The organism is Paracidovorax oryzae ATCC 19882 (genome assembly GCF_000687165.1).
Lineage (GTDB): Bacteria > Pseudomonadota > Gammaproteobacteria > Burkholderiales > Burkholderiaceae_C > Paracidovorax > Paracidovorax oryzae.
The window spans coordinates 261,225-286,032 of the sequence record NZ_JMKU01000005.1 but is presented as its reverse complement, the minus strand read 5'-3'; the positions used below and the strand labels follow the sequence as shown (position 1 = coordinate 286,032).

At 68.9% G+C, this 24,808-nt stretch carries 20 protein-coding genes; 9 read left to right on the top strand and 11 right to left on the bottom strand.

Annotated features, from left to right (window positions below):
* The first annotated feature begins 174 nt into the window (after positions 1 to 174).
* From T336_RS0104850 to T336_RS0104835, 4 genes are all read left to right on the top strand, one after another.
* Positions 175 to 3,066 carry an aconitate hydratase gene (locus T336_RS0104850; protein WP_026431689.1) on the top strand — a complete coding sequence of 964 codons (2,892 nt, stop codon included), beginning with the start codon at positions 175 to 177 and terminating at the stop codon, positions 3,064 to 3,066.
* A gap of 117 nt (positions 3,067 to 3,183) precedes the next feature.
* Positions 3,184 to 6,546, top strand: a complete 3,363-nt coding sequence (locus T336_RS0104845; RefSeq protein ID WP_026431688.1) for an EAL domain-containing protein — start codon at positions 3,184 to 3,186, stop codon at positions 6,544 to 6,546.
* A 2-nt stretch (positions 6,547 to 6,548) separates the two neighbouring features.
* Entirely contained in the window at positions 6,549 to 9,101 is a 2,553-nt protein-coding gene (locus T336_RS0104840; protein WP_026431687.1) for a putative bifunctional diguanylate cyclase/phosphodiesterase, read from the top strand.
* Positions 9,102 to 9,174: 73 nt separating this feature from the next.
* Positions 9,175 to 10,419: an FAD-dependent monooxygenase gene (locus tag T336_RS0104835; protein WP_026431686.1), complete on the top strand. Its 1,245-nt coding sequence runs from the start codon at positions 9,175 to 9,177 to the stop codon at positions 10,417 to 10,419.
* Here the strand turns inward: T336_RS0104835 and T336_RS0104830 are convergent.
* From T336_RS0104830 to kynB, 4 genes are read right to left on the bottom strand one after another with little or no spacing between them, the layout of a single operon-like run.
* Positions 10,365 to 11,651, bottom strand: a complete 1,287-nt coding sequence (locus T336_RS0104830) for an MFS transporter (RefSeq protein WP_026431685.1) — start codon at positions 11,649 to 11,651, stop codon at positions 10,365 to 10,367. The genes T336_RS0104835 and T336_RS0104830 overlap by 55 nt on opposite strands.
* 30 nt (positions 11,652 to 11,681) lie before the next feature.
* Positions 11,682 to 12,584 (bottom strand): tryptophan 2,3-dioxygenase, encoded by a 903-nt coding sequence (kynA, locus tag T336_RS0104825; RefSeq protein WP_026431684.1) that lies wholly within the window; start codon positions 12,582 to 12,584, stop codon positions 11,682 to 11,684.
* A 23-nt stretch (positions 12,585 to 12,607) separates the two neighbouring features.
* Positions 12,608 to 13,915, bottom strand: a complete 1,308-nt coding sequence (kynU, locus tag T336_RS0104820; protein ID WP_026431683.1) for a kynureninase — start codon at positions 13,913 to 13,915, stop codon at positions 12,608 to 12,610.
* A gap of 48 nt (positions 13,916 to 13,963) precedes the next feature.
* Positions 13,964 to 14,614: an arylformamidase gene (kynB, locus tag T336_RS0104815; protein WP_026431682.1), complete on the bottom strand. Its 651-nt coding sequence runs from the start codon at positions 14,612 to 14,614 to the stop codon at positions 13,964 to 13,966.
* A gap of 135 nt (positions 14,615 to 14,749) precedes the next feature.
* Here kynB and T336_RS0104810 point away from each other — a divergent pair, with 135 nt between their 5' ends.
* Positions 14,750 to 15,220, top strand: coding sequence for an Lrp/AsnC family transcriptional regulator (locus T336_RS0104810; RefSeq protein ID WP_019703650.1), 471 nt, complete (start codon positions 14,750 to 14,752; stop codon positions 15,218 to 15,220).
* Positions 15,221 to 15,226: 6 nt separating this feature from the next.
* On the opposite strand, the gene T336_RS0104805 is transcribed toward T336_RS0104810, so the two are convergent.
* Positions 15,227 to 15,553, bottom strand: coding sequence for a YkgJ family cysteine cluster protein (locus tag T336_RS0104805; protein WP_026431681.1), 327 nt, complete (start codon positions 15,551 to 15,553; stop codon positions 15,227 to 15,229).
* 187 nt (positions 15,554 to 15,740) lie between these two features.
* Here T336_RS0104805 and T336_RS0104800 point away from each other — a divergent pair, with 187 nt between their 5' ends.
* From T336_RS0104800 to T336_RS0104790, 3 genes are read left to right on the top strand one after another with little or no spacing between them, the layout of a single operon-like run.
* A complete protein-coding gene (locus T336_RS0104800; RefSeq protein WP_019703652.1) occupies positions 15,741 to 16,061 on the top strand; it encodes a FeoA family protein in 321 nt (106 codons plus the stop codon).
* Positions 16,058 to 17,962: a ferrous iron transporter B gene (gene feoB, locus T336_RS0104795; RefSeq protein WP_026431680.1), complete on the top strand. Its 1,905-nt coding sequence runs from the start codon at positions 16,058 to 16,060 to the stop codon at positions 17,960 to 17,962. The genes T336_RS0104800 and feoB overlap by 4 nt, the downstream gene beginning before the upstream one ends.
* A 2-nt stretch (positions 17,963 to 17,964) precedes the next feature.
* A complete protein-coding gene (locus T336_RS0104790) occupies positions 17,965 to 18,258 on the top strand; it encodes a hypothetical protein (protein ID WP_026431679.1) in 294 nt (97 codons plus the stop codon).
* Between the two features lie 31 nt (positions 18,259 to 18,289).
* Here the strand turns inward: T336_RS0104790 and T336_RS0104785 are convergent, their stop codons facing one another.
* The 5 genes from T336_RS0104785 to T336_RS0104770 form a co-directional block, all read right to left on the bottom strand.
* The gene (locus T336_RS0104785) at positions 18,290 to 18,703 is read right to left on the bottom strand and encodes a hypothetical protein (RefSeq protein ID WP_244883869.1); all 414 of its coding nucleotides are present in this window, start codon (positions 18,701 to 18,703) and stop codon (positions 18,290 to 18,292) included.
* Between the two features lie 35 nt (positions 18,704 to 18,738).
* Positions 18,739 to 19,389 carry a peptidoglycan recognition protein family protein gene (locus T336_RS25930; RefSeq protein WP_084151367.1) on the bottom strand — a complete coding sequence of 217 codons (651 nt, stop codon included), beginning with the start codon at positions 19,387 to 19,389 and terminating at the stop codon, positions 18,739 to 18,741.
* Positions 19,390 to 19,485: 96 nt separating this feature from the next.
* Positions 19,486 to 20,157 (bottom strand): HD domain-containing protein, encoded by a 672-nt coding sequence (locus T336_RS0104780; RefSeq protein WP_026431677.1) that lies wholly within the window; start codon positions 20,155 to 20,157, stop codon positions 19,486 to 19,488.
* Positions 20,158 to 20,189: 32 nt separating this feature from the next.
* Positions 20,190 to 21,119: an ornithine carbamoyltransferase gene (gene argF, locus T336_RS0104775; protein ID WP_019703657.1), complete on the bottom strand. Its 930-nt coding sequence runs from the start codon at positions 21,117 to 21,119 to the stop codon at positions 20,190 to 20,192.
* Positions 21,116 to 22,312, bottom strand: a complete 1,197-nt coding sequence (locus T336_RS0104770) for an aspartate aminotransferase family protein (RefSeq protein ID WP_026431676.1) — start codon at positions 22,310 to 22,312, stop codon at positions 21,116 to 21,118. Before T336_RS0104770 ends, argF begins: the two co-directional genes overlap by 4 nt.
* A 262-nt stretch (positions 22,313 to 22,574) precedes the next feature.
* Here T336_RS0104770 and T336_RS0104765 point away from each other — a divergent pair, with 262 nt between their 5' ends.
* Positions 22,575 to 22,904: a DUF3579 domain-containing protein gene (locus T336_RS0104765; RefSeq protein WP_013593639.1), complete on the top strand. Its 330-nt coding sequence runs from the start codon at positions 22,575 to 22,577 to the stop codon at positions 22,902 to 22,904.
* 126 nt (positions 22,905 to 23,030) lie between these two features.
* Here the strand turns inward: T336_RS0104765 and mqo are convergent, their stop codons facing one another.
* Positions 23,031 to 24,719 carry a malate dehydrogenase (quinone) gene (mqo, locus tag T336_RS0104760; RefSeq protein WP_026431675.1) on the bottom strand — a complete coding sequence of 563 codons (1,689 nt, stop codon included), beginning with the start codon at positions 24,717 to 24,719 and terminating at the stop codon, positions 23,031 to 23,033.
* Positions 24,720 to 24,808 lie beyond the last annotated feature (89 nt).

The window sequence follows — 24,808 nt, the reverse complement described above, 5'->3', positions numbered from 1 at the left end:
TCCATGCCTGCGGATGATTCCGCAGGGGCAGCCGCAACCGCATTCCCGGCGGCGTGCCCGCTTCTTCGAAGGTTGCCGGCCAGCTCTGTGGGGCCGGGTCCTTCGCCCTACATTTGCATCGAAATCCCGGACTGCCAAAATGGGAGCGTCGCCCCATTAAAGGAGTAGTGCTACATGGCCTCGAAGTCCCCCGTGGTTCCGCGCCACGCTTTCGCATCCACCTTGCAGACATTCACGACCGGGTCGGGTAAAAGCGGCCAGTTCTATTCCCTTCCCGCCCTGGCGCGGAAGTACCCGTCCGTCAAGCGCCTGCCGGTGTCCATTCGTATCGTCCTGGAGTCCGTCCTCCGCAATTGCGATGGCCTGAAGGTGACGCCCGAGCATGTGGAGCAGCTCGCGAACTGGCAGCCCGTCGCCGACCGCAAGGACGAGATTCCCTTCATCGTGTCGCGCGTGGTGCTGCAGGATTTCACCGGCGTGCCCCTGCTGGCCGACCTGGCCGCGATGCGCAGCGTGGCGCAGCGCCTGGGCAGGAAGCCCAAGAAGATCGAGCCGCTGGTTCCGGTCGATCTCGTGGTGGACCATTCCATCATGGTCGATTACTACGGCACGAAGAAGGCCCTGGACCTGAACATGAAGCTCGAATTCCAGCGCAACCGCGAGCGCTATGAATTCATGAAGTGGGGCATGCAGGCGTTCGACACCTTCGGCGTGGTGCCTCCGGGCTTCGGCATCGTCCACCAGGTGAACCTGGAATACCTCGCGCGCGGCGTGCACCGGCGCGCCGATGGCGTCCACTACCCCGACACGCTGGTCGGCACGGACAGCCACACGACCATGATCAACGGCATCGGCGTGGTCGCCTGGGGCGTGGGCGGCATCGAGGCCGAGGCGGCGATGCTCGGGCAGCCGGTGTACTTCCTCACGCCCGACGTGGTGGGCTTCGAGCTGACGGGCCAGCTGCGCGAGGGCGTGACGGCCACCGACCTCGTGCTGACGGTGACCGAGATCCTGCGCCGCCACAAGGTGGTGGGCAAGTTCGTGGAGTTCTTCGGCGAGGGCACGCGCACCCTGGCGCTGCCGGACCGGGCGACCATCGGCAACATGGCACCCGAGTACGGTGCCACCATGGGCTTCTTCCCGGTGGACGAGAAGACTATCGACTACTTCAAGGGCACGGGCCGCACCAAGGCCGAGATCGAGGCCTTCGAGGCGTATTTCCGCGCCCAGGGCCTGTTCGGCGTGCCGCAGGCCGGAGAGATCGATTATTCGCAGGTGGTGCGCCTGGACCTGGGCGACGTCACCCCCAGCCTGGCCGGCCCGAAGCGGCCACAGGACCGCATCGAGCTGGGCAAGGTGAAGGAGCAGTTCACCACGCTGTTCTCCCGCCCGGCCGCGGAGAGCGGCTTCAACCGGCCTGCGGAGTTGCTGCACACGCGCCACCACATCCACCGCGGCGAGGAGGATGTGTGCGAGGACGTACCCGCCGAGAAGGACGCACCCGCTGGCGGGCCGCGCTTCCTCGTGGAAATGGAGCACAACAAGCCCCGGCTCGCGGTCAAGCACGCCGACCCCTCCATCCGCCTGCCGGCCAAGGGGTCCGACCCGACGATCGGCAACGGCGACGTGCTGATCGCGGCCATCACGAGCTGCACCAACACCTCCAACCCGAGCGTGCTGCTCGCGGCGGGCCTGCTGGCGAAGAAGGCGGTGGAGGCGGGCCTGAAGGTCCAGCCGCACATCAAGACCTCGCTGGCCCCCGGCTCGCGCATCGTCACGCAGTACCTGAGCGAAACCGGCCTGCTGCCCTACCTCGAGAAGCTGGGCTTCGCCGTGGCGGGCTACGGCTGCACGACCTGCATCGGCAACGCGGGCGACCTCGCGCCCGAGATCAACGATGCCATCACGGGCAGCGACCTCGTCTGCGCCGCCGTGCTCTCGGGCAACCGCAATTTCGAGGCGCGCATCCATCCCAACATCAAGGCCAACTTCCTCGCGAGCCCGCCCCTGGTGGTGGCCTATGCCATCGCCGGCACGGTGTTGCGCGACCTGATGACCGAGCCGGTGGGCAAGGGGCGCGGCGGGCGCGACGTGTACCTGGGCGATATCTGGCCCGGCAGCGACGAGGTGCACCAGCTCATGAAGCATGCGATGAATGGCAAGGCGTTCCGCGAGAACTACGGCAAGGTGAAGACCGATCCGGGGGCGCTCTGGGGCAAGATCCAGGGCGTATCGGGCGACACCTACAACTGGCCTGCCAGCACCTACATCGCCGAGCCGCCGTTCTTCACGAACTTCGCGCTGGAGGCGGCGGAGAGCGGCAACGCCGCGGTGCGGGGCGCGCGCATCATGGCGCTGTTCGGCGACTCGATCACCACCGACCACATCTCGCCCGCGGGATCGATCAAGGAAACCTCGCCCGCCGGCCAGTGGCTGCTGCAGCACGGCGTGATGAAGCAGGACTTCAACAGCTACGGCGCGCGCCGCGGCAACCATGACGTGATGATGCGCGGCACGTTCGCCAATGTGCGCATCAAGAACCTCATGATCCCGCCGAAGGAGGACGGATCGCGGGAAGAGGGCGGGCTGACCATCTTCCAGAACGAGGGCTCCCACCAGGGCGCGAAGATGTTCATCTTCGACGCGGCGATGCAGTACATGGCGCAGGACACGCCCACCGTGATCTTCGCCGGCGAGGAGTACGGCACCGGCTCCAGCCGCGACTGGGCCGCCAAGGGTACGCAGCTGCTGGGCATCAAGGCGGTGGTCGCGCGCAGCTTCGAGCGCATCCACCGCTCCAACCTCGTGGGCATGGGCGTGCTGCCGCTGCAGTTCCGGGGCTCGGACTCCTGGGAGTCCCTTGGGTTGCAGGGCGACGAGACCATCGACGTAGTGCCGGATCCGGCGCTCACGCCGCAGAGCGATGCGCGGCTCGTGATCCGCCGTGCCGACGGCTCCCGGCAGGAGGTGACGGTGACGCTGCGCATCGATACGCCCATCGAGGTGGACTACTACCGGGCCGGGGGTATCCTGCCCTATGTGCTGCGCCAGTTGCTGACCGCCTGACAAGCGCGCTGCCGGGCGGACCGGCGGCAGCCAGCAGCCCGGCGGGATCGATACACTTGTGACGATATGTTCGAGGCATAAATAAATCCGTCACAGCCGGCCACATCGACCCTTTCCATGCGCCTGTTCCGCCCGCCCCCTGCCGGCTCCTTCCGCCGCACCCTGTTTTCCGAAAGCCCGGCGGTCACCGCCGTGCTGGTGGTGGCCGGCATGGCGGCGATGTTCTCCCCCGTCATGCAACTGCTGGGCACGGGGCTGGACGGCCCCCATGGCGTCGAGCAGTTCCTGGACATGGTGGCGGTGCTGATCGGCGTGCTGGCCGTTTCGGTGTCTCTGCACATGCTGGACGAGAGCGCGCAGGGCCGCGCCAACGTCCTGGTGGTGGGCCTGGCGACTGCTGCCGTCTGCAATTTCTTCCACGGGGTCCTGTCGCACCAGCCGCTCGGGATGGGCCAGGACGCGCAGGTGGCGGTTTCGCACTATTTCTCCCTCTGGGGGCACGGCGTGGAGTCGGTGACGCTGCTCCTGTTCGCGGTGCGCGCTTCGGCCGCAGGTCCCGGCATGGCCTGGGCCCTGGTGTCGGCCCTGCTGTCCCTGGTGATCGTCTGGACGGCCACGATGGACGGCCCCCGCGACTGGCTGGTCGCTTCGGGCCATGCGCCGATGCGTGTCGCCGCGCTGGTGTCCGGCGCGGTCATGGTCCTGTCCGCCTGCCTGTTCTACGGCATGCGCCAGCGCCGCGCGGACGCGGCGGCGCCGCGCCACGGCCGGCGCCGCACCATGGCCGCTGCCGCGGTGGCGATGGCGGCGGCGCAGTTTCTGATGTCGCTGCCGCCGGACCGGTTCCATTGGGCCCGGATGCTGGCGCACGCCCTGCACGTGGTGGGCTACGCCCTGCTGTTCCAGGCGGTGTTCATCGCCGGTGTCCGCATGCCCTATGCCCGGCTGCGGGAGGCGGAGTCCCGCCTGCGCGAAAGCGAGTCGCGCCTGCAGCTGCTCGGTCGCAACCTGCCCGACAGCGTGCTCTACCAGATGGTCCGCGAGCCTGACGGCCGTCGCCGGTTCGTCCACATGGGCGAAGCGCTGGAGCGGCTCGTGGGGGTGAGCGCCGCCGACGTCATGGAGGATGCGCAGCGCCTGTTCGACCGCATCGATCCCGAAGACCGGGCGGCCCAGGCCGCGGCGGATGAAGTCTCCTACCGCACGATGGGCGTGGGGGAGTCGGTGGTGCGTATGCGGCGCATGGACGGTGCGCCGCGGTGGATACGGCTGAGTTCCTCGCCACGGCTGCTGACGGGTGGCAGCGGCCGGGTCATCTGGGACGGCGTCCTCACCGATGTGACGGAGCAGCGGGAGGCGCAGGATCTGAGCCGGGCGCACGAAATCCAGCTCGCCAGCCTGCTGGGCCGCATGCCGGGGGGCATCTCCCGGCTCGACCGCGACCTGCGCATCCTCTACGTGAACCCGTCGCAGGCCCAGTGGCTGCGGCGCACGCCGCAGGAGCTGGAGGGGCGGCGTGCTTCCGAAGTCCTGTCCGCGGAACTCGTGCAGTCCCTGCACCCGCATATGCTGCAGGCCCTGCAGGGGCGGCCGGTGGTGTTCGACTACCGTTCGCCCTTCAGGGGAGAAGGCCCGGAGTTCTTCCACACCACCATCATTCCCGAGACCGGGCCGGACGGGCGGGTCGTGGCGATCATGGTGTTCGCCGTCGATGTGACGGAGCAGAAGCACCTGGCGCTGGAACTCAGCCAGCAGCGCTCCCGGCTCGCGAGCCTCGTCAACGCCATCCCGGACGTGGTGTTCCTCAAGGATGCGTCCGGGCGCTACCTGTCCTGCAACCCGGTCTTCGAGCGCTACCTGGGACGGCGCGAGCGCGACATCGTCGGCCTGGGCGACGAGGAACTGATGACCCCCATCGAAGCCGCCCGCGTGCGCCAGCTCGACGAGCGGGCGATGGCCGCCTGGCAGCCCGTGGTGTACGAGGAAACGCTCACCTTCGCCGAAGACGGCTATGCCGGCTACTTCGAGACCATCAAGACCCCGATCCGCGACATGCACGGTCATGTCACGGGATTGCTCAGCGTGAGCCGCGACATCACCGACCGCAAGAAGGCCGAGCAGCAGATCGAGCTGCTGGCCTTCTTCGACGCCCTGACCGGGCTGCCGAACCGGCGCCTGCTGCTGGACCGCCTGCAGCGGGCCGGTGCCGCCTGCCAGCGCAACGAGAAGCTGGGCGCGCTGCTTTTCATCGACCTGGACAACTTCAAGGACCTCAACGACACCCTCGGCCACGACATGGGTGACCGCCTGCTCGTGCAGGTGGCACAGCGGCTGCAGGAGTGCGTGCGCACCTCCGATACCGTGGCCCGTTTCGGGGGCGACGAATTCGTGGTCATGCTCGAAGGCCTGGATGCCGACACCGCGCAGGCGGCGCTGCAGGCGGAACAGGTGGCGGAGAAGCTGCTGGCCCAGCTCAACCGGCCTTTCGAGATGGGGGCGCAGCAGCACTACAGCACGCCCAGCATCGGCATCACCCTCTTCGGCGACCAGCGGCGCAGCGTGGACGAGCTGCTCAAGCGCGCCGATCTCGCCATGTACCAGGCCAAGGCGGCCGGCCGGAACACCCAGCGGTTCTTCGATCCGGACATGCAGGCCCAGGTGACGGCGCGCTCGCAGCTGGAGTCGGATCTTCGCCAGGGCATCGCGCGGCACGAGCTCACCGTGCACCTTCAGCCCATCGTGGACGGCAGCACGCGCCTGTGCGGCGCGGAAGCGCTGGTGCGCTGGCGGCATCCCGTGAAGGGCCTGGTGAGCCCGGCCGACTTCATCCCGCTCGCCGAGGAGACCGGCCTCATCCTCCCGCTGGGCCGGCAGGTGCTGCAGACCGCGTGCGAGCAGCTCGTGCGCTGGGCTGCCCATCCCGCCACGGCCGCCTTCACCATCGCGGTGAACGTGAGCGCGCGGCAGTTCCGCCAGCCCGATTTCGTGGCGGAGGTGCTGGGCACGCTCGCGGCCACCGGGGCCAATCCGCAGCGGCTCAAGCTCGAACTCACCGAAAGCCTGCTGCTGGGCGACGTGGAAGACACGATCGGCCGCATGGCGCAGCTCAAGCGGGTCGGCGTGGGGTTCGCGCTGGACGATTTCGGTACCGGGTATTCGTCGCTGAGCTACCTCAAGCGCCTGCCCCTGGACCTGGTGAAGATCGACCAGAGCTTCGTGCGCGACGTGCTCACCGACCCCAACGATGCCGCCATCGTCCGCACCATCCTGGCGCTGGCCAAGAGCCTCGACCTGCAAGTCGTGGCAGAAGGCGTGGAAACCGCAGGCCAGCTGAGCTTCCTCAAGCTGCACGGATGCGAAGGCTTCCAGGGCTACCTGTTCGGACGGCCGGTGCCGATGGAGACCTTCGAGCGCGAGCACGACCTTCCCGTTCCAGCAGAGCCTGCCGCGGCCCGCGGAACCGCCGGCGCGGTGCTCTGAACATGCGCATCGGGTGGATCGATTCCGCCGCGGACGGCGAGAGTTCCGCGGCAGCAGCGTCCCTGGCATCGGAGGGCGGGCACTGGGGGCATGCGTGGGACGTGTTCCCGATGTCCTGGATGTCGATGCGCGACGGCCCCGGTCCGGGCGCCGGGTTCGACGCCGTGGTGCTGGTGCCGCCACCGCACGCGGTGACGTTGCCCACCTGGTCCGTACAGCCGGGCCGGCGACTGCCGCTGCTGCTGTATCTCGATGCACAGCCCCAGCAGGAGGCCCTGGCGGCCAGGGCGCTGCGCGCCGGTCCGGGAGACTATGTCCTGCGCTCGGGCCCGGGTGACGGCACGATGCGCGACCTGGCCCTGCGGTTGTCGGCCCTGCTGGCTGCCTGCGAGCGGGGCGGCATCGACGGGATGCGGCAAGGGGTGGCCCGGCCGGAGGGAGACGGGGCGGCCGGCCCTCCCGGCCATGCCGCGCCGCCGGAAATGCTGCGCACGGCGCTCGACCACATGGCATCCGGCCTGCTCATCCTGGGGGCGGACCGCCGCGTGCGCTTCTACAACGACCGCCTGCCCGAGATACTCGACCTTCCGCGCACCCTGCTCGATTCCGCCCCCACCCTGGCTGAACTCAAGGAGTGGCAGGCCCGGCGTGGCGATTTCGGTCCGGGCTTCGAGCGGGTGGACGAGCGGGGGCGGCCGTACGTGGAGAGCGGCGATGTCCTTCCGCCCCCCGGCATCTACTGGCGCAAGACACCCGACGGCCGCATGCTCGAGGTCTTCACCGCGCCCCTGCCGGGCGGGGAGTGGCTGCGCACCTTTTCCGACGTGACCCCGCACATGCTCCTGCAGTCGGAACTGCGTCTCAGCGAGGCGCGGTTCCGAAGCCTGTGCGACCTGTCGTCCGACTGGTATTGGGAGCAGGATGCCGAGCACCGTTTCGTCCATTTCAACCAGGGCCTCAAGGGCCTGGGCATTGCCGAGGACGAGATGGTCGGCCGGACGCGGTGGGAGCTGGGCGCGTCCAATCTCTCCGCGCAGGACTGGATCGAGCACCAGCGCCTCCTGGCCGCGCGCCAGCCCTTCCGGGATCTGGAGCTGCGGCGTACCACGGCCGACGGTCGCGTTTACTGGGTGTCCGTGAGCGGGATCCCGGTCTTCAGCGCGGACGGCGCCTTCCTGGGCTACCGCGGTGTCGGCCGGGACATCACCGAGCGCAAGCGCGTGGACGCGGAGATCGAACGCCTGGCATTCTTCGACCCGCTGACCGGCCTGCCCAACCGGCGCCTGCTCACCGACCGCCTGCACCGCGCCATCGGCGCGGCGGCGCAAGAGCGCAGCCACGGCGCGCTGCTCTTCCTCGATCTGGACAACTTCAAGGACCTCAACGACACGCTCGGGCACGACATGGGCGACCGCCTGCTCGTGCAGGCGGCGCAGCGCCTGCTCGCCTGCGTCGGTGCCGGTGATACGGTGAGCCGGTTTGGGGGCGACGAGTTCGTGGTGCTGGCGGAAGGCCTGCCGGGCGACATGCACCGGGCCCGCGCCGATGCGGCCGTGCTGGCCAACCGGATCACGGCGGCGCTGGGCAGGCCCTACGCGGTCGGGGGGATGGGATACCACCACAGCACGCCCAGCATCGGGCTGGCGCTGTTCGGCGGCGGCACCGGGGACGCGGCTGGCGTGGACGACCTGCTCAAGCATGCCGATCTCGCCATGTACCAGGCCAAGGCCGCGGGGCGCAACACGATCCGCTTTTTCGATCCCTCGATGCTGCAGGCGGTGCTCGCGCGCGCGGCACTCGAGTCGGAATTGCGGCACGCCCTCGAATCGGACGAACTCCTGCTGCACTACCAGCCCCTGGTCAACGGCGACGGCAGCATGCTGGGCGCGGAGGCGCTGGTGCGCTGGCGCCACCCGCAGCGCGGTCTGGTGATGCCCGGGGAATTCATCCCGGCGGCGGAGCAGGGCGGCCTGATCGTCCCGCTGGGGCAGTGGGTCCTGGAGCGGGCCTGTGCCCAACTGGTGGCATGGAGCCGGAACGCCGCCACGGCACAGCTCGTGCTCGCGGTGAACGTGAGCGTGCGCCAGTTCCGCCAGCCCGACTTCGTGGACCAGTTGCTGCAGACGCTGCGCCGCAGCGGGGCGCAGCCGCGGCTGCTCAAGATCGAGCTCACCGAAAGCCTGCTCATGGCAGACGTGGAAGATGTGATCGCACGCATGGAGCAACTGCGGGCGCACGGGGTGGGCTTCGCCATCGACGACTTCGGCACGGGCTACTCGTCGCTCGCCTACCTCAAGCGGCTGCCGCTGGACCAGCTGAAGATCGACCAGAGCTTCGTGCGCGACGTGCTGACCGACCCCAACGACGCCGCCATCGTGCGGACCATCCTCGCGCTGGCCCGAAGCCTCGACCTGGAGGTGGTCGCAGAAGGGGTGGAGACCACGGGCCAGCTGAAATTCCTGCAGCGCCACGGCTGCAAGGCGTTCCAGGGCCACCTCTTCGGGCGGCCGGCGCCGGCTGCCGTGCTGGAGCGGGCGCTGCGCCCGGCGCTCTGATCCGACGCCGCGGCAGGGCCTGGCTTTGACCTGCCTCGACCCCGGGGTGCGGGGGAGCCCGCACAATCGGCCCATGCAACACACACGACAGACCGTGCTTCTGGTCGCGGGCGGCGGCATCGGAGGCCTGTCCGCGGCCCTGGCGGGCTCGCGCGCGGGCTGGTCCGTGGAGCTGTACGAGCGAGCGCCCGTTTTCAGCGAAGTGGGCGCGGGCGTGCAGCTCGGGCCGAATGCGGTGAGGCTGCTGCATGCGTGGGGGCTCGAGGCCGCTTTGCAGGCCGTTGCCGCGTATCCCGACAGGCTGCAGGTGCGCAGCGCGCTGGACGGCCGGGTGCTGGCGGCCATGCCGCTGGGCACGGCCATCGCGTCCCGCTACGGCGCACCCTACGTGGCCATCCACCGCGCAGACCTGCATGGCCTGCTGCTGGAGGCCGTGCGCGGACGGCCCGGCGTCGAGCTCCATCTCGGCGAGACCATCGCAGACCACGAGGAGCATGCCGCAGGAATCATGGTGCGCACGGTGGCGGGACACCCGGTGCAGGGGGCCGCCCTCGTCGGCGCCGATGGACTGCGCAGCGCCACGCGCGCCCGGCTGCTGGGCGCGGAGACCGCGCGGATATCCGGCCATCTGGCCTACCGGACGGTGGTGCCCCAGCAGGCGTTGCCCGAGCGCCTGCGCACCACGCAGGTCACGGCCTGGCTGGGGCCGGGCCTGCATGTGGTCCAGTACCCGGTGCGCCGCGGCGAACTCATGAACATCGTTGCCATCCGCCATGGACGGGCGCCGGAGGACCTCGACCACTGGGACCATGCCGGCAACGCGGGGGACCTGGAAGGGGCGCTGCGCCCCACCTGCGCGGCGCTGCAGGATCTTGTGCGCGCGGTGCCGCAGGCGGGTGGCGGCTGGCGCCTCTGGCCGCTGTCCGACCGGCCCCCGCTGTCCGGACCGCACGAGATGGCGCGCGGCAGGGTGGCCCTGCTGGGCGATGCCGCCCATCCGATGCGGCCCTATCTGGCCCAGGGCGCCGGAATGGCGATCGAGGATGCCGCCGCGCTCGGGCTCGCCCTGTCCGGTGGCGGTGGCGGTGGCGATGTGCCGGGCCGCCTGGTGCGCTATGCGGCCGGACGGTGGCAGCGCAACGCGCGCGTGCAGTCCAGGGCAGAGCGCAACGGCAGGATCTTCCATGCCAGGGGGCCCCTGCGCTGGGCCCGCGACGCCTCCCTGCGCCTGCTCGGGGCGCGCCTGCTCGACCAGCCCTGGCTCTACCGGGGCGAGGCCGCGGAAGCGATGGGTGCGGGTCCCGGCAGCAGCCGGTAGGCGAGCGCGCCTGCGGCGAGCAGCCCGGCGATGGTGCACAGCACCGCCGCATAGGGGTCGGCGCCGCGCGCCGCCGCCATGGAGGCCGCAAGCCCGGTCACCCACTGCACCAGCGCCACGCCGAGGAACATCGCCATGGTGAACACGGCCATGGCGCGGCCCGTCATGGCCGGCGGATACGAGGAGCGCACGTCCGCGTACTGCAGCACGGTGGCACCTGACAGCACGCCCACTGCGAGTGCACCGGCCACGTCCGCCACGGTGCTGTGCAGCAGCCCCATGGCGAGAAACACCGCCGCGAGCAGCAGCGTGCCTGCGACGATCCAGCGCCTGCGCCGGGCCGGCCCCGGGTCGAGCCGGCCGAACGTCGCGGGCCCGAACAGCGACACCAGTGACACCGCCAGCGCCACCGTGCCGCTGTCCACCAGCGAAAAGCCGTGCCGCCCGATGAGCATCGGGCCCAGCCACAGCCCGCGCAAGGCCAGGAAAGACGCATAGCTCACGAGCGCGAGCAGCATGATGCCTGGCGTGTGGGGCAGCAGGAACAGCGCGCCGAAGCCGCGCACCGCGGCACCCAGGGATTCCCGCTGAGGCGCTGTCGCCGCCGCGTCCGCCGGGGGCGGCATGGCGGGCTCCCGCACGCGCCAGGCGATGAGCAGCCAGGCCGCCGTGGACAGGCCCGCGAGCACGGCGAAGCCCGTACGCCAGGACGCATGCTGCACCAGCCGGGCCAGCGGCGTGCCGGTGAACAGCATGCCGAGCCCGCCCACGCCCATCGCCACGCCGGACACGAAGGCGAACCGCCGCGCGGGAAAGTGGCGCGCGATGAACACCGTGCAGACCAGGAAGGCCGGCGCGCAGCCCACGCCGATCAGCACCTGCCCCAGCAGCACGGTTCCGTAGCCCGGAGCGACTGCGGACAGCAGCGAGCCCGCGGCCGCGAGCGGAAACACCGCGAGCGCCGTGCGCCGCACGCCGAACAGATCGATGCCGACACCCATGAAAATCTGCATGCCGCCGAAGGCGAACGCGAACACCCCCGCGAACACGCCCAGTGCCTGCGCCGTCAGCCCGAACTCGGCCTGCAACCCCGTGGCCATGATGGCCGTGACCGTGCGGAACGCCTGGCTGAGCGCAAAGCCCGACACCAGCGCGAGCAGCATGGCCCAGGGCGCGCCGGGTTCCGGGCGCGGCGAGGCCCCGGTGGCGGTCAACGGTGGCGTGGAAGGCATGGCAAGGCGCCGAAGGCGACTCAGGGCGAGTCAAAGACTCGTGCGCAACCGCCAGATCTCAGGGAACAACACCACGTCCAGCATGCGCCGCAGGTAGCTCACGCCGCCCGTGCCGCCGGTGCCCCGCTTGAAGCCGATCACGCGCTCCACCGTGGTCACGTGGCGGAACCGCCAGAGACGGAAGGCGTCTTCCAGGTCCGTGAGCTTCTCGCCCAGCTGGTACAGGTCCCAGTAGCGCTGCGTATCGCGATAGACGGCGAGCCATGCGCCTTCCACTGCATCGCTTTCGGCATAGGGCTGTGTCCAGTCGCGGTCCGTGTGGCTCGCCGGCACGGGAATGCCCCGGCGGGCCAGCAGGCGCAGCGCCTCGTCGTAGAGCGAGGGCGCCTCGTAGGCGGCCTGCACCTGCGCGAGCAGATCCGGCCGGTGCGCGTGCGGCTTGAGCATCGCCGCGTTCTTGTTGCCCAGCGAGAACTCGATGCAGCGGTACTGGTAGCTCTGGAAGCCGCTCGACTGCGCGAGGTAGGGCCGGATGGCGCTGTACTCGGGAGGCGTCATCGTGGCCAGCACGTCCCAGGCGTGCACCAGTTGCTCCATGATCTTGGAGACGCGCGCGAGCATCTTGAAGGCCGGCGGCAGATCGTCCCGCGCCACGTGGTCGATCGCCGAGCGCAGCTCGTGCAGCATGAGCTTCATCCACAGCTCGCTGGTCTGGTGCTGCACGATGAACAGCATCTCGTTGTGGTTGGGCGAGAGCGGCTTCTGCGCATTCAGGATCGCGTCGAGCTGCAGGTAGTCTCCATAGCTCATGTCGCGGCTGAAATCGAGCTGCGCGCGTTCCTCGTGCACGATGGCTTCGGACTGGGAAGACGCGTGCGCGGAAGGGGCCGTGAACGAAGGCGCGCTGGATGCTTGCGTGGCGTGGGGGCACATGGTGCGATGTCTCCTGCCGGCCTTCAGGTCACGGCGTGTTGCTGGTTGAACTCGGGGCGGCGCCACTCGCCGCCGTCCAGGACGGCGCGCAGGTGCTCCACGGCATTCCACACGTCCTCGAAGCCGAGGTAGAGCGGGGTGAGGCCGAAGCGCAGGATGTCCTTGTGCGGCCCCTGGCCGCCGTCGCCCTTGCGGAAGTCGCCGATCACCCCGCGCGCGATCAGCGCCTGCACGATGGCATAGGCGCCGCTGCCCCGGCCGTCCACGCCCTGTCCTTCATCGCGCGTCAGGCACACCTGGGAGCCGCGCCGTGCGTGCTCGCGGGGTGTCGCCAGGCCCAGGCCGTGGCCTGCGCAGCGCTCTTCCACCAGGCGGATGAACAGGTCCGTCAGCGCCAGCGATTTCGCGCGCAGCGCCTGCATGCCGCCCAGCGGCTGCGCGGCGGTGAACACGTCCAGCCCGCATTGCAGTGCCGAGAGGCTGATGATGGGCTGGGTGCCGCACAGGTAGCGTGCGATGCCGGGGGCCGGCTGGTAGTCCGGCGTGAACGCGAACGGCGCTGCGTGGCCCCACCAGCCCGACAGGGGCTGCCAGAAGCGGCCGGCATGGCGCGGATGCACCCAGACGAAGGCCGGTGCGCCGGGGCCGCCATTGAGGTACTTGTAGCCGCAGCCGATCGAGAAGTCCGCGCCCGCACCGCGCAGGTCCACCGGCACCGCACCGGCGCTGTGCGCGAGGTCCCACACGCAGAGAATGCCCTGCGCGTGCGCCGCGGCGGTGACGGCAGCCATGTCGTGCATCGCGCCCGTGCGGTAATTGACGTGCGTGAGCATCAGCACCGCCACGTCGGCGGTGAGCGCGGCGGCGATCTCTTCGGGCTCCACCAGCACCAGCTCCAGGCCGCGCTCGCGGCACAGGCCTTCGGCGATGTAGAGATCGGTGGGAAAGTTGCTGCGCTCGCTCACGATGCGGCGGCGCGCGGGTGCGTCCTCGCGGGCGATGTTCAATGCGGCGCTCAATACCTTGTAGAGGTTGATGGAGGTGCTGTCGGTGCAGACCACCTCGCCCTGGCCCGCGCCGATCAGCGGCGCGAGCTGGTCTCCCAGGCGCTGCGGCAGGTCGAACCAGCTGGCGCTGTTCCAGGAGCGGATCAGGTCGGTGCCCCATTCCTGCGCCACCACCTCGGCGATGCGCGCGGGGGTGGCCTTCGGCAGCACGCCCAGGGAGTTGCCGTCCAGGTAGATCACCCCGTCGGGCAGCTGGAAATGGCCGCGCAGGACGCGCAGCGGGTCGTGCGCATCCAGTGCGCGGCAGTCTTCGAGTGTGGTCATGGTGAAGGGCAGGGAAGGATCGGGAATGGATAAGGCGGGCAGCCCGTGTCAGGCCAGCGCCCGCAGCACGGCGCGCACGGGCGAGGCGTCCGCGGTGGCGAGCTTCAGGGGCAGGGCGATGAGTTCGTAGTCGCCCTCCGGAACCGCATCGAGCACGAGGTTCTCCAGCACCCGCAGCCCGCGCCGGCGGATCACCTGGTGGCTGTCCAGCGACTTGCTGTCGGCGGGGTCGATGCTGGCGGTGTCGATGCCCACCAGGACCACGCCCAGGTCGGCCAGGCGCTCGATGGTGTCCGGTGCGTAGGCGGCCAGCGCGGCATCCCAGCGGTCCACCGGCATGCGTTCGTAGGTGCGCACCAGGATGCGCCGCGGCACGGCGGGCCGGTCGGCGCGCAGTGCGTGGGCGATGTGCTCCCATGCGACCAGCGGGCCCTTGCCGATCGCGTGGATCACGCGGCAGGGCCCGATGAAAGCGTCCAGGGATACGTCGCCGATCGATGCGCCCTGCGGGTCGTAGTGCAGGGGCGCATCCGCATGCGTGCCCACGTGGGGCGACATCGTCACCGCGCTCACGTTGACCGGGCACTGCGGCCCGATGGTGGCGCACCACTGCTGCGCATAGGCCGTGTCGCCGGGAAACACCGGGCTGCCGGCATGCACCGGTGCGGAAATATCCCAAAGAGAGCGGGGCGTGGTCATGGGGAAGGCTCCTTGCGGCGGCAACACCGCCAACGCGCGCATCCTAGGCAGCCCACACCCGCGTGGTGTCGTTTAATCCCTACATGCCGGAAAATTGGAAAATCCTTCCCATTTCGGCGCCTTGGGGGAATATCTATGCAAACCGAACTGGATCGCACGGACCGGCAACTGGTATCGGCCCTGCAGGACAACGCCCGGCTGACATCCGGCGAACTGGCCCAGATGGCCCATCTCTCGCAATCCCCGTGCTGGCGCCGCGTGAAGCGCCTCGAAGAAGACGGCGTGATCGCGGGCTACCACGCCACCCTCAACCGGCGCGCGCTCGGCCTGGGGGTGATGGTGTTCGTGATGATCGGCATCGACCACCAGACCGAAGCGTCGTCCCTGCCTTTCGAGGAGGCGGTGTGCGCCATCCCCGAGGTGGTCATGTTCCACGGCATCTCCGGACCGGAGGATTTCATGCTGGTGGTCGTCGCCCGCGACCTCGACGCCTATTCCGAACTGCTGCAGAACCGCCTGCACCGCCTGCCCGGCGTGCGCCGGGTGCACAGCTACTTCTCGCTGCAGGAATTCAAGGGGCGCATCGGCGGCCTGCCCGTGCCCTGACTCAGGCTAAAGGACGAAGCCGTCCGGAAGCGGCGCCATGCCGTGGCGCCGCCGGGCCTGCGCGCAGGCGCCGCTGCCCGCCTCGAATTCACGGCAGGGCGAAGGGCGCCATTCATAGATGCCGCAGGCAGCCCGCGTGCCCACCTGTCCGGACAACGCGGCGCAGCGCGGCGCCGTGTGGTCGGTGCCCCGCATGCGGCGCAGGCCGGCATTCACTTCCACCACGAGCCCGGCGGGCACGCAGCCGCCTTCCTCCTGCGACTCGTACACCGAGAAATCGACGCGGAAACTCGCGCAGCAGGCGCCGCACGTCAGGCAGGGGTGAAGGCTCATGGCGGGGCGATTGTGCCGCGGCTCGCCCGCATGCCGCGCGGCGCATGGCGCGGGCGGCGCCCGGACGAGAGAAAATCCCGGCCGTGCGAGAACCTTTGTGCGCGATAGGGGTCTGTGATCCATCGCAAGGCCCACAAGGTTCTGCCAGGTAGAATGAGAATTAATATCATTGCTAACAATAGCTCCCATGAAGATGTCCGCTGACGATGCGGCCGGGCTCGCGCACGCCCGGCCTTCCTCCCCGCACGCGCCCATGGGGCTGGACCAGCTGCCGCGCCGGGTGGCCGCGCACGTGGCATCCCTTCAGCCGGCGCGCGACGAGCGCGAGCAGGCGATCGTGCAGCGCCTCATGGAAATCGGCTTCCTGCCGGGCGAGCCCGTGCGCATCGTGGCCAGCGGCTTTCCCGGAGGCGATCCCCTCGCCGTCCGCATCGGGCAGGCCACCTTCGCCCTGCGGCGCCATGAGGCGGCCTTGGTCCAGGTGCAACCCGGGGAGGCCTCGGCATGACGGCGCAGGCTTCGACCTCCGGCGCCCAGCCGCTGCGCATCGCCCTGCTGGGCAATCCCAACTGCGGGAAGACCGCGCTTTTCAACCTGCTGACCGGCGCCCGCCAGAAGGTCGCCAACTACGCGGGCGTGACCGTGGAGCGCAAGGAAGGCCACCTGCAGACGGCGGGCGGGCGGCGCCTGCGAGTGCTCGACCTGCCCGGCGCCTACAGCCTGAACGCCCACAGCCTGGACGAAGCCGTCACGCGCGACATCGTCACCGGACGCCGCGCGGGTGAGGCCCTGCCCGACCTGCTCGTGTGCGTGACCGATGCCACGCACCTGCGGCTCAACCTGCGGCTGGTGCTGGAAGCCCGCGCGCTCGGCCTGCCCATGGTGCTGGCGCTCAACATGAGCGACATGGCCGAGCGCCAGGGCATCTCCATCGACCGCGAGGCGCTGTCGCGGGAGCTCGGCATGCCGGTGATCTCCACGGTCGGCGTGCGCAGCGACGGCGCGCGGGAACTGCTGGGCTGGCTGGATACGGCCACGCCACCGCTGCCCACCGCCTCCGTTGTCGCGGGGGAGGGCCCGGCTTCCGCGTCCGAGCGCGCTATGCAGCTGCACCAGGAAGTGCGGCGGATCATGTCGGCGGCCGTGCGCGAGCCTGCGGCCGCCAGCCTGCGCGCGGACGACCGCATCGATGCGGTGGTGCTCCATCCGTTCTGGGGCCTGGTGCTCCTGGCCGTGACCCTGTTCCTCATGTTCCAGGCCGTCTTCAGCTGGGCCGAGGCCCCCAAGGGCCTCATCGAGGACGGTGTGGCGGCGCTGTCGGGCTGGATCAACGCCCACATGGCCGAAGGGCCGCTGCGCAGCCTGCTCACCGACGGCATCCTGGCCGGCACGGGAGGCGTGCTGGTCTTCCTGCCGCAGATCCTGATCCTGTTCCTTTTCATCCTCGCGCTGGAAGACTCCGGCTACCTGCCCCGCGCCGCGTTCCTGCTGGACCGCGTCATGGGCACGGTCGGCCTGTCGGGGCGCTCCTTCATCCCGCTGCTCTCCAGCTTCGCCTGCGCCGTTCCGGGCGTGATGGCCACGCGCTCCATCACCCACTGGCGCGACCGGCTGGTGACCATCATGATCGCGCCGCTCATGACCTGCTCGGCGCGGCTGCCGGTCTATGCCCTGCTGATCGGCGCGTTCATTCCCGAGCGCGCGGTGGCCGGCGTGTTCAACCTGCAGGGCCTGGTGCTGTTCGCGCTGTACGCCGGCGGCATCGCGAGTGCCATGGCCGTGGCGGCCGTGGCCCGCCTGGCGCGGCGCCAGCAGGGCGCGACGCCGCTGCTCATGGAACTGCCCGCCTACCGCTGGCCCAGCCTGCGGGGCCTGGCACAGGGCCTGTACGAGCGCGCGATGATCTTCCTCAAGCGCGTGGGCGGCATCATCCTGGCGGTGACCATCCTGCTGTGGTTCCTTTCCAGCTATCCGGCGCCGCCGGACGGCGCCACGGGTGCAGCCATCGGCTACAGCTTCGCCGGCCGCATCGGCGCCTTCCTGGAGCCCCTGGTCGCACCCATCGGCTTCAACTGGCAGATCGCGATCGCCCTGGTGCCCGGCATGGCCGCGCGCGAAGTCGCCGTGAGCGCGCTCGGCACCGTCTATGCGCTGTCCGCCACGGGCGAGGAGGCGGCGGCGCAACTGGGCACGCTGATCGGCCAGACCTGGTCGCTCGCCACGGCACTGTCCCTGCTGGTGTGGTTCGTGTTCGCACCCCAGTGCATTTCCACCATCGCCGCCGTGCGGCGTGAAACCAACAGCTGGCGCTATCCGCTCATCATGGCGGCCTACCTGTTCGCGCTGGCCTATGCCGCGAGCTTCGTCACCTACCGCGTGGCGCTCGCCCTGACTTCCGGAGGTGGATGAACATGACGGCGCAGGAATGGATCGTCGCGGCGGCCGTCGCCCTGGCCGCGGCCTATGTCGCCTGGAAGTGGATGCCCGCACGCTGGCGTGCCCGCCTGGGCGGAGTCCATCCGGCGCTGGCGGCATCGTCCGGTTGCGGGGGCTGCGACAGCTGCGGAAGCAGTGGCGGTGGCGGCTGCGCGACCTCTCCGGCGCAGGCCGGCAGCGGCGATGGGCAGCCGGTGGTGTTCCACCCCCCGGTGCGCAGCCAGGGCGCAGGGGCTTCCCGGCCGCAGCAGGGCGCCTCCTCTTCCTGAGCCTGCGGCTCCTGGCTCCTGTCTGCGGGCCTCAATCCCTGCGGCCGCTTCCCCGGCGGCCGGTCGGCTGGAACCCGAAACCCGGCTCCAGGATATCCGTGCAGCTGCGGCAGTAAAGGAACTGCGTGCTCCGGTCATCGCTGATGGAGCCCCAGCCGGTCCAGTTGTCGATGGAGACCTTGAACCGCCGTCCGTCCTTTAATTCCACTCTGCCTTCGGCATTGCAGTCATCGGCGAGCATCTCCTGGTCGTAGCGCTCCGGGGTGCCCGCGCGGGCGTGCGCCAGGAAAAACCGCAGGCGCTTTTCGTCGAGCACCAGATGGCTGCATTGGCCCTGGCCGAAGCTGCGGGCTGCGGGCTGGTCAATGGTGACCTGGCGCAATGGTTGTGCCCGCCAGAATTCCGGGGCCGGCCGACCTGCGGCAAGCGCCGTGCCCAAAGCCATGGCTGCGGTGGCTGTGACCGCGATGGGATGTATCTTCATTGCCACGACGCTGTTGCCGCCTCGGTAGCGTTCTTCCGACTTACATCCGGGTGCTTGTGGATCTCGGTGGATGGAATTCGTAGTGCTTTTGTTAGCCCATCTACTAAATAACGCAGCGATGCCTGTTGCTGCGACGTGAGCGGCTCAAACACTGCTCGATTGCCCATGAATGCCCTCTGCTGTTGGTCATTCAATCCGGGTGGCATCGAGACGCCAGGGGGAAGCGATGCTAAGCCGACAATTTCTATTCCTATGCTGTCACTATTGGACGGATAGCGTCCAGGCACAACTTTTTGCATTTCGATGCGGTGGGTTGTGGTTGGTGTTGCAGTCTTCAGGGTCTTGATTTCCGACGGTGTGCAGCGGTGTTCTGCCAAGCACCTTGCCCTCAATGGTCCTACATGATTGGTTCGCTTGAACACGGATGCCGTTTGATAAATGGTGCCGTCCTTCAGGATCAGGAAGTGGGCGCCGTTCGCATTGGCCAGCCGATAACTGTTGAATGTGGATTTTTCGGTAGCTGCGCCCGTCTGATGAACGATGATGCCGGAAATCACCTGCATCGCAGTGCGCTCTATTGTTGTGAACCGGTAGGACCTGATTTTGGGATCGCGCACGACCATCCCTTCCGTATCGAAAAAGAGCATGTTCCCTCCTTGTCTGTATGGAGGTGGATGTTGTCACCTGTGTGCGAAGGGACTGTTATCTCTTGTGACCCCGGTATCTGGATGCAGGAACGCCCGCTACCTAGAAGAAATCCCCCGGCCCAGAACCTCCAGTGCATGCCGCAGATTCTCCCGCGCCTGGGCCTCGTAGCGCTCGCGGAACCAGGGCGTGGCATACAGGGCCGGCCGTTCCAGGAACGACCGGAGGACCGCGCAGCGCCCCGCCTGGTAGCGCGGCCAGCGCACGAACCGGTATTCGCACCGCACGTTGCGCTCGAATTCGGCATAGACCGCCGGAGGCTGCCCGAGGATGGCAAGGTCGATGTCCACCACCCAGCAGGCATCTCCAGCGGGATGCGGTTCCGCTCCATGGCGCGTCGCCAGGATGTGCCGCTCCACGGTCTCCACCCGCGCGGTGCCCAGGCCCTGGCCCTGCAGGAAGCGGCCTGCCCAGCGCGCGCTGCGTTCCTCGTTGCGGCCCGACCAGGGCCAATAGACGGCGTCGTGGAACCAGAGCGCGAGCGCGATGGCCTCCGGATCCTCCATGGGCTGTGGCCCGGCAGCCATGAGCGCCGCCTCCCAGTGGTCCAGGCAGGCGCGCAGGTGGTGCGTGTCGTGGTAGGCGCGGGGCCAGAGCGACCAGTGGCGCAGCAGGCGCCGTCCCTCTGCCGCCCAGGCGGGCCCCTGCCGGGACAGCGACCGGCCCAGTGTTTCCCAGCGGCCCAGCAGGGCGTCCTGGCGGGAGTCCATGGCGGTGGCAGGGCCGCGGTGGAAACGCTTTTTCAGGCCATCCGGCCCAGCAGCAGGTATTCCATCAGCGCCTTCTGCACGTGCATGCGGTTTTCCGCCTCGTCCCAGACGACGGATTGCGGGCCGTCGATCACGTCGGCTTCCACTTCCTCGCCGCGGTGCGCCGGCAGGCAGTGCATGAACAGCGCGTCCGGGCGCGCCGCGGCCATCATCTCGGCGTCCACGCACCAGTCGGCGAAGGCCTTCTTGCGGGCCTCGTTCTCGGCCTCGTAGCCCATGCTGGTCCACACGTCGGTGGTGATGAGGTCGGCGCCGCGGCAGGCCTCCAGCGGGTCGCCGAACACCTTGTAGTGGGATCCGGTGGCCACGCCCGCTATGCGGCTGTCCACTTCGTAGCCCGAGGGCGTGCTCACGTGCACGGTGAAGCCCAGGAGTTCGGCCGCCTGCAGCCAGGTGTTGGCCATGTTGTTGCCGTCGCCCACCCAGGCCACCGTCCTGCCCTGGATGGAGCCGCGGTGCTCGATGAACGTGAAGATGTCCGCCAGGATCTGGCAGGGGTGGAATTCGTTGGTCAGGCCGTTGATGACCGGCACCCGCGAATGCGCAGCGAAGCGCTCGATCTTGGTCTGCTCGTAGGTGCGGATCATCACCAGGTCCACCATGCGGCTGATGACCTTGGCGCTGTCCTCGATGGGCTCGGCACGTCCGAGCTGGCTGTCGCCCGTGGTGAGGTGCACCACGCTGCCGCCGAGCTGGTACATGCCGGCCTCGAAGCTCACGCGCGTGCGCGTGCTGGCCTTCTCGAAGATCATGGCCAGCGTGCGGTCCGTGAGCGGATGGTGCTTCTCGTAGCTCTTGAACTTGCCCTTGATGACCGCCGCGCGCTCGAACAGGTAGGCGTATTCCTCGGCGGAAAGGTCCTTGAATTGCAGGTAGTGCTTCATGGGGGAGGCGGCTTTCATTCGGCCAGGAAGGCCTTGACCAGCGGAGCGAGCAGGGACACGATCTCGTCGGCTTCCTCGCGCGTGAGGATGAGCGCGGGCACCATGCGGATCACGCTGTCCGCGGTGACGGACAGCAGCAGGCCGGCTTCGGCGGCACGGCCCACCAGCACGCCGCACGGCCGGTCGAGTTCGATGCCCAGCATCAGGCCCTGGCCGCGGATTTCCTTCACCCCGGGCAACCCGCCCAGCTCGCGCTGCAGGGCCGCCTTCAGGTGGGCGCCCACGTCGGCCGCGTTCTGCAGCAGGCCTTCTTCTTCCATGATGCGGATGGTTTCCACCCCCGCGCGCATGGCCAGCGGATTGCCGCCGAAGGTTGTGCCGTGGTTGCCCGGCGCGAAGATGCTTGCCGCCCTGGGGCCGGCCACCACCGCACCGATCGGCACGCCCGAGCCCAGGCCCTTGGCGAGCGGCATCACGTCCGGCACGATGCCGGCCCACTGGTGCGCGAACCACTTGCCGGTACGGCCCATGCCGCACTGCACCTCGTCGATCATCATCAGCCAGCCGCGTTCGTCGCAGAGCTGCCGCAGTTGCTGCAGGTACTCGACGCGCATCGGGTTCACGCCGCCTTCGCCCTGGATGGTCTCGAAGAACACGGCCACCACGTCCGGGTTGCCTTCCGTGGCCTTGCGGATGGCCTCGATGTCATTCATCGGCACGCGGATGAAGCCTTCGACCAGAGGGCCGAAGCCGGCCTGCACCTTCGGGTTGCCGGTGGCCGACAGGGTGGCGATGGAGCGACCGTGGAAAGCCTTCTCATAGACCACGATCTGCGGGCGCTCGATGCCCTTGTCGTGGCCGTACTTGCGTGCCAGCTTGAGCGCGGCTTCGTTGGCCTCCAGCCCGGAGTTGCAGAAGAACACGTTCGTCATGCCGGAGCGCTCCACCAGCTGGGCGGCGAGCCGCTCCTGCAGGGGCACGTGGTAGTAGTTGGAACTGTGGATCAGCTTGGCCACCTGCTCCTGCAGCGCAGGCACGAGCTTTGCATGGTTGTGGCCCAGCGTGTTCACTGCGATGCCGCCCAGCGCGTCGAGGTACTGCTTGCCGTCCACGTCCCAGACCCTGCAGCCCTGGCCTCGTTCGAGCGCGATCGGCAGGCGGCCATAGGTGTTCATCACGTGGGGCGAGGCGGGCTGGGCGGAAGCGCTCATGCGGAAATCTCCTGGCATTCGATGCGTATCGGGAAAGAATGCGCCGGTCCGGGGAGAAGGCCGCCCGGCGCGCGAAGGCACGATTCTAGGTGCAGGGCATGACGGCGCCATTGACGATTGCGCATCACAGCCATGCGGGCCGGCGGGGTGGCCGGGGCAGGGTCTTTGGGGTGGGTAGCTCTTATATAAGAGTTAGAATGCTGGTCAGTAGCGCCTGGCGGCGATCCTGCGGCGACTTCCCTCCACGACCCCCCGATCCCCCATGGTTTCCCCCAACTCGAAAGAAGTCTTCATCCAAGGCATCACCCACGACGGGAAAACCTTCCGCCCCAGCGACTGGGCCGAGCGCCTGGCGGGCGTCATGGGCCAGTTCCGGCCCGGCGGCGCACGGCCGGGCAGCCACCTGAGCTATTCCCCCTGGTGCGTGCCCACCACCATGAATGGCGTGAAGTGCGTGGTGGTCCACCGTGACCTGCAGACGCATGAACCCATGGCCTGGGATTTCGTCATGAATTTCGCGCGCGACAACGGCCTGCAGGTGGCCGAGGCCTGCCTGCTGCCGGACGGCAACCCCGCTCCCGGCAAGGCCTGAGCGCTTTTCTTCGCCCGCCGCGCTGTGCTCCGGGCACGGCTGCCGGCCATCGGATCGGCATGAAAAAAGCCGCGCTGGCGGCATTGCCATCCAGCGCGGCTCAGTCAGTACGCCTGGGCATCGGCCTCAGAGCGCCTGCATTTCCTTGTTCTGGTTGCGCGGAGCGGCCGGTGCCACGGCGGCCGGCGGCGTGGCGGACGGGGAGAGGCCGGCCGGAACATCCAGGTAGGGCAGGTGCAGGGCCGTGCTGGTCATGCGCCTGATCTCGTTGGTCGTGGCCGGGCTGTCGTTGATCTTGCTGCCATACGACGGGATGATCTGCTGCAGGCGCGGCTTCCAGCCGGCGTCCGTCATCTGCCGGGGGAACGCCTTGGCCATCAGGTTCAGCATGATGTAGGGCGCCGTCGATGCGCCGGGAGAGGCGCCCATCAGGGCCGCGATCGTGCCGTCGGTATCCGTCACGACTTCCGTGCCGAACTGCAGCACCGCGCCTTTTTCCGGGTCGCGCTTGATCACCTGCACGCGCTGCCCGGCGGTGATCAGGCGCCAGTCCTCGCGCCTGGCCTGCGGGAAGTAGGCCTGCAGCTCCCTGTAGCGGTCCTCGTCGGTGAGTTCCGCCTGCTGCACCAGGTACTTCACGAGGTCGAGGTTGTGGATGCCCACGCGCAGCATGCCCACGAGGTTGTCGTGCGTGACGGAAGAGAACAGGTCGAACCAGGAGCCGTGCTTCAGGAACTTGGTGGTGGCCAGGGCGAAGGGCCCGAAGAGCACGACCGGCTTGCCGTCCAGATTGCGCGCATCCATGTGCGGAACCGACATCGGCGGGGAGCCGGTCGAGGCGATGCCGTAGGCCTTCACGTCATGGCGCGCGGTGAGTTCGGGGTTCTCGGTGGCGAGGAACTGCCCGCCCACGGGGAAGCCCGCGTAGTTCTTCGACTCGGGAATGCCCGATGCCTGCAGCAGCTTGAGGGCCGCACCGCCGGCGCCCACGAAGACGAAGCGGGCCTTGATGGTCTTTTCCTTGCCGCCCTCGGCCAGCTGGGCCACGGTCACGTTCCAGGTCTTGTCGGCGTTCTGGCGCAGCGCGCGCACTTCGTGCTGCAGGCTCAGCGTGAAATTCGGGTTCTTGCGCAGGCCCGCCATGAGCTGGTTCGTCACCGCGCCGTAGTTCACGTCGGTGCCCAGGGGCATGTAGGTGGCGGCCACCTTCTGGGCCGGATCGCGACCCTCGATCATCAGCGGAGCCCACTGGCGGATCTGTGCCTGGTCCTCCGAGTACTGCATGCCGTAGAAGAGCGGATTGCGGACCAGCGCGGCATGGCGCTTGCGCAGGTAGGCGATGTTGTCGTCTCCCCAGACGAAGCTCATGTGGGGCGTCGGGTTGATGAAGGTGCCCGGCGCCTGCATGGCGCCCCGGCCGATCTGGTGCGCCCAGAACTGGCGCGACACCTCGAACTGCTCCGCGATGCCCACCGCGCGCCTGGTTTCGATGGAGCCGTCGGGGAGCTGCGGCGTGTAGTTCAGTTCCGCGAAGCCGGAATGCCCCGTGCCTGCGTTGTTCCAGCCATTGGAGCTTTCCAGGGCCACGCCGTCCAGGCGCTCGAAGACCTGGATCTTCCAGTCGGGCTGCAGCTCCTGCAGGTAGGTGGCCAGCGTGGTGCTCATGGTGCCGGCGCCGACCATCGCGACATCGATGGGCTGGTCGTTTTCGGCGGGAGGGACGGAGCGGGGGAAGAGGGGCCAGTACAGGAACAGTACAGCGGCCAGGGCGAGCACCAGCAGGGTGCCGGACAAGGCTTTGAGGATCTTTTTCATGGAGCACGAAGGCAGCGCGCGAAAAAGCCTGCCGTCAGGGATGGGCAGGCCGTGCGTTGCTACCGGAAAACAGAAATTTTTGGAAGCGG

What these genes read in the sequence shown, in the direction of transcription:
- T336_RS0104850 (WP_026431689.1), top strand. Translation starts at nt 175, where the DNA reads ATGGCCTCGAAGTCCCCCGTGGTTCCGCGCCACGCTTTCGCATCCACC.
- T336_RS0104845 (WP_026431688.1), top strand. Translation starts at nt 3,184, where the DNA reads ATGCGCCTGTTCCGCCCGCCCCCTGCCGGCTCCTTCCGCCGCACCCTG.
- T336_RS0104840 (WP_026431687.1), top strand. Translation starts at nt 6,549, where the DNA reads ATGCGCATCGGGTGGATCGATTCCGCCGCGGACGGCGAGAGTTCCGCG.
- T336_RS0104835 (WP_026431686.1), top strand. Translation starts at nt 9,175, where the DNA reads ATGCAACACACACGACAGACCGTGCTTCTGGTCGCGGGCGGCGGCATC.
- T336_RS0104830 (WP_026431685.1), bottom strand. Translation starts at nt 11,651, where the DNA reads ATGCCTTCCACGCCACCGTTGACCGCCACCGGGGCCTCGCCGCGCCCG.
- kynA (WP_026431684.1), bottom strand. Translation starts at nt 12,584, where the DNA reads ATGTGCCCCCACGCCACGCAAGCATCCAGCGCGCCTTCGTTCACGGCC.
- kynU (WP_026431683.1), bottom strand. Translation starts at nt 13,915, where the DNA reads ATGACCACACTCGAAGACTGCCGCGCACTGGATGCGCACGACCCGCTG.
- kynB (WP_026431682.1), bottom strand. Translation starts at nt 14,614, where the DNA reads ATGACCACGCCCCGCTCTCTTTGGGATATTTCCGCACCGGTGCATGCC.
- T336_RS0104810 (WP_019703650.1), top strand. Translation starts at nt 14,750, where the DNA reads ATGCAAACCGAACTGGATCGCACGGACCGGCAACTGGTATCGGCCCTG.
- T336_RS0104805 (WP_026431681.1), bottom strand. Translation starts at nt 15,553, where the DNA reads ATGAGCCTTCACCCCTGCCTGACGTGCGGCGCCTGCTGCGCGAGTTTC.
- T336_RS0104800 (WP_019703652.1), top strand. Translation starts at nt 15,741, where the DNA reads ATGAAGATGTCCGCTGACGATGCGGCCGGGCTCGCGCACGCCCGGCCT.
- feoB (WP_026431680.1), top strand. Translation starts at nt 16,058, where the DNA reads ATGACGGCGCAGGCTTCGACCTCCGGCGCCCAGCCGCTGCGCATCGCC.
- T336_RS0104790 (WP_026431679.1), top strand. Translation starts at nt 17,965, where the DNA reads ATGACGGCGCAGGAATGGATCGTCGCGGCGGCCGTCGCCCTGGCCGCG.
- T336_RS0104785 (WP_244883869.1), bottom strand. Translation starts at nt 18,703, where the DNA reads ATGGCTTTGGGCACGGCGCTTGCCGCAGGTCGGCCGGCCCCGGAATTC.
- T336_RS25930 (WP_084151367.1), bottom strand. Translation starts at nt 19,389, where the DNA reads ATGCTCTTTTTCGATACGGAAGGGATGGTCGTGCGCGATCCCAAAATC.
- T336_RS0104780 (WP_026431677.1), bottom strand. Translation starts at nt 20,157, where the DNA reads ATGGACTCCCGCCAGGACGCCCTGCTGGGCCGCTGGGAAACACTGGGC.
- argF (WP_019703657.1), bottom strand. Translation starts at nt 21,119, where the DNA reads ATGAAAGCCGCCTCCCCCATGAAGCACTACCTGCAATTCAAGGACCTT.
- T336_RS0104770 (WP_026431676.1), bottom strand. Translation starts at nt 22,312, where the DNA reads ATGAGCGCTTCCGCCCAGCCCGCCTCGCCCCACGTGATGAACACCTAT.
- T336_RS0104765 (WP_013593639.1), top strand. Translation starts at nt 22,575, where the DNA reads ATGGTTTCCCCCAACTCGAAAGAAGTCTTCATCCAAGGCATCACCCAC.
- mqo (WP_026431675.1), bottom strand. Translation starts at nt 24,719, where the DNA reads ATGAAAAAGATCCTCAAAGCCTTGTCCGGCACCCTGCTGGTGCTCGCC.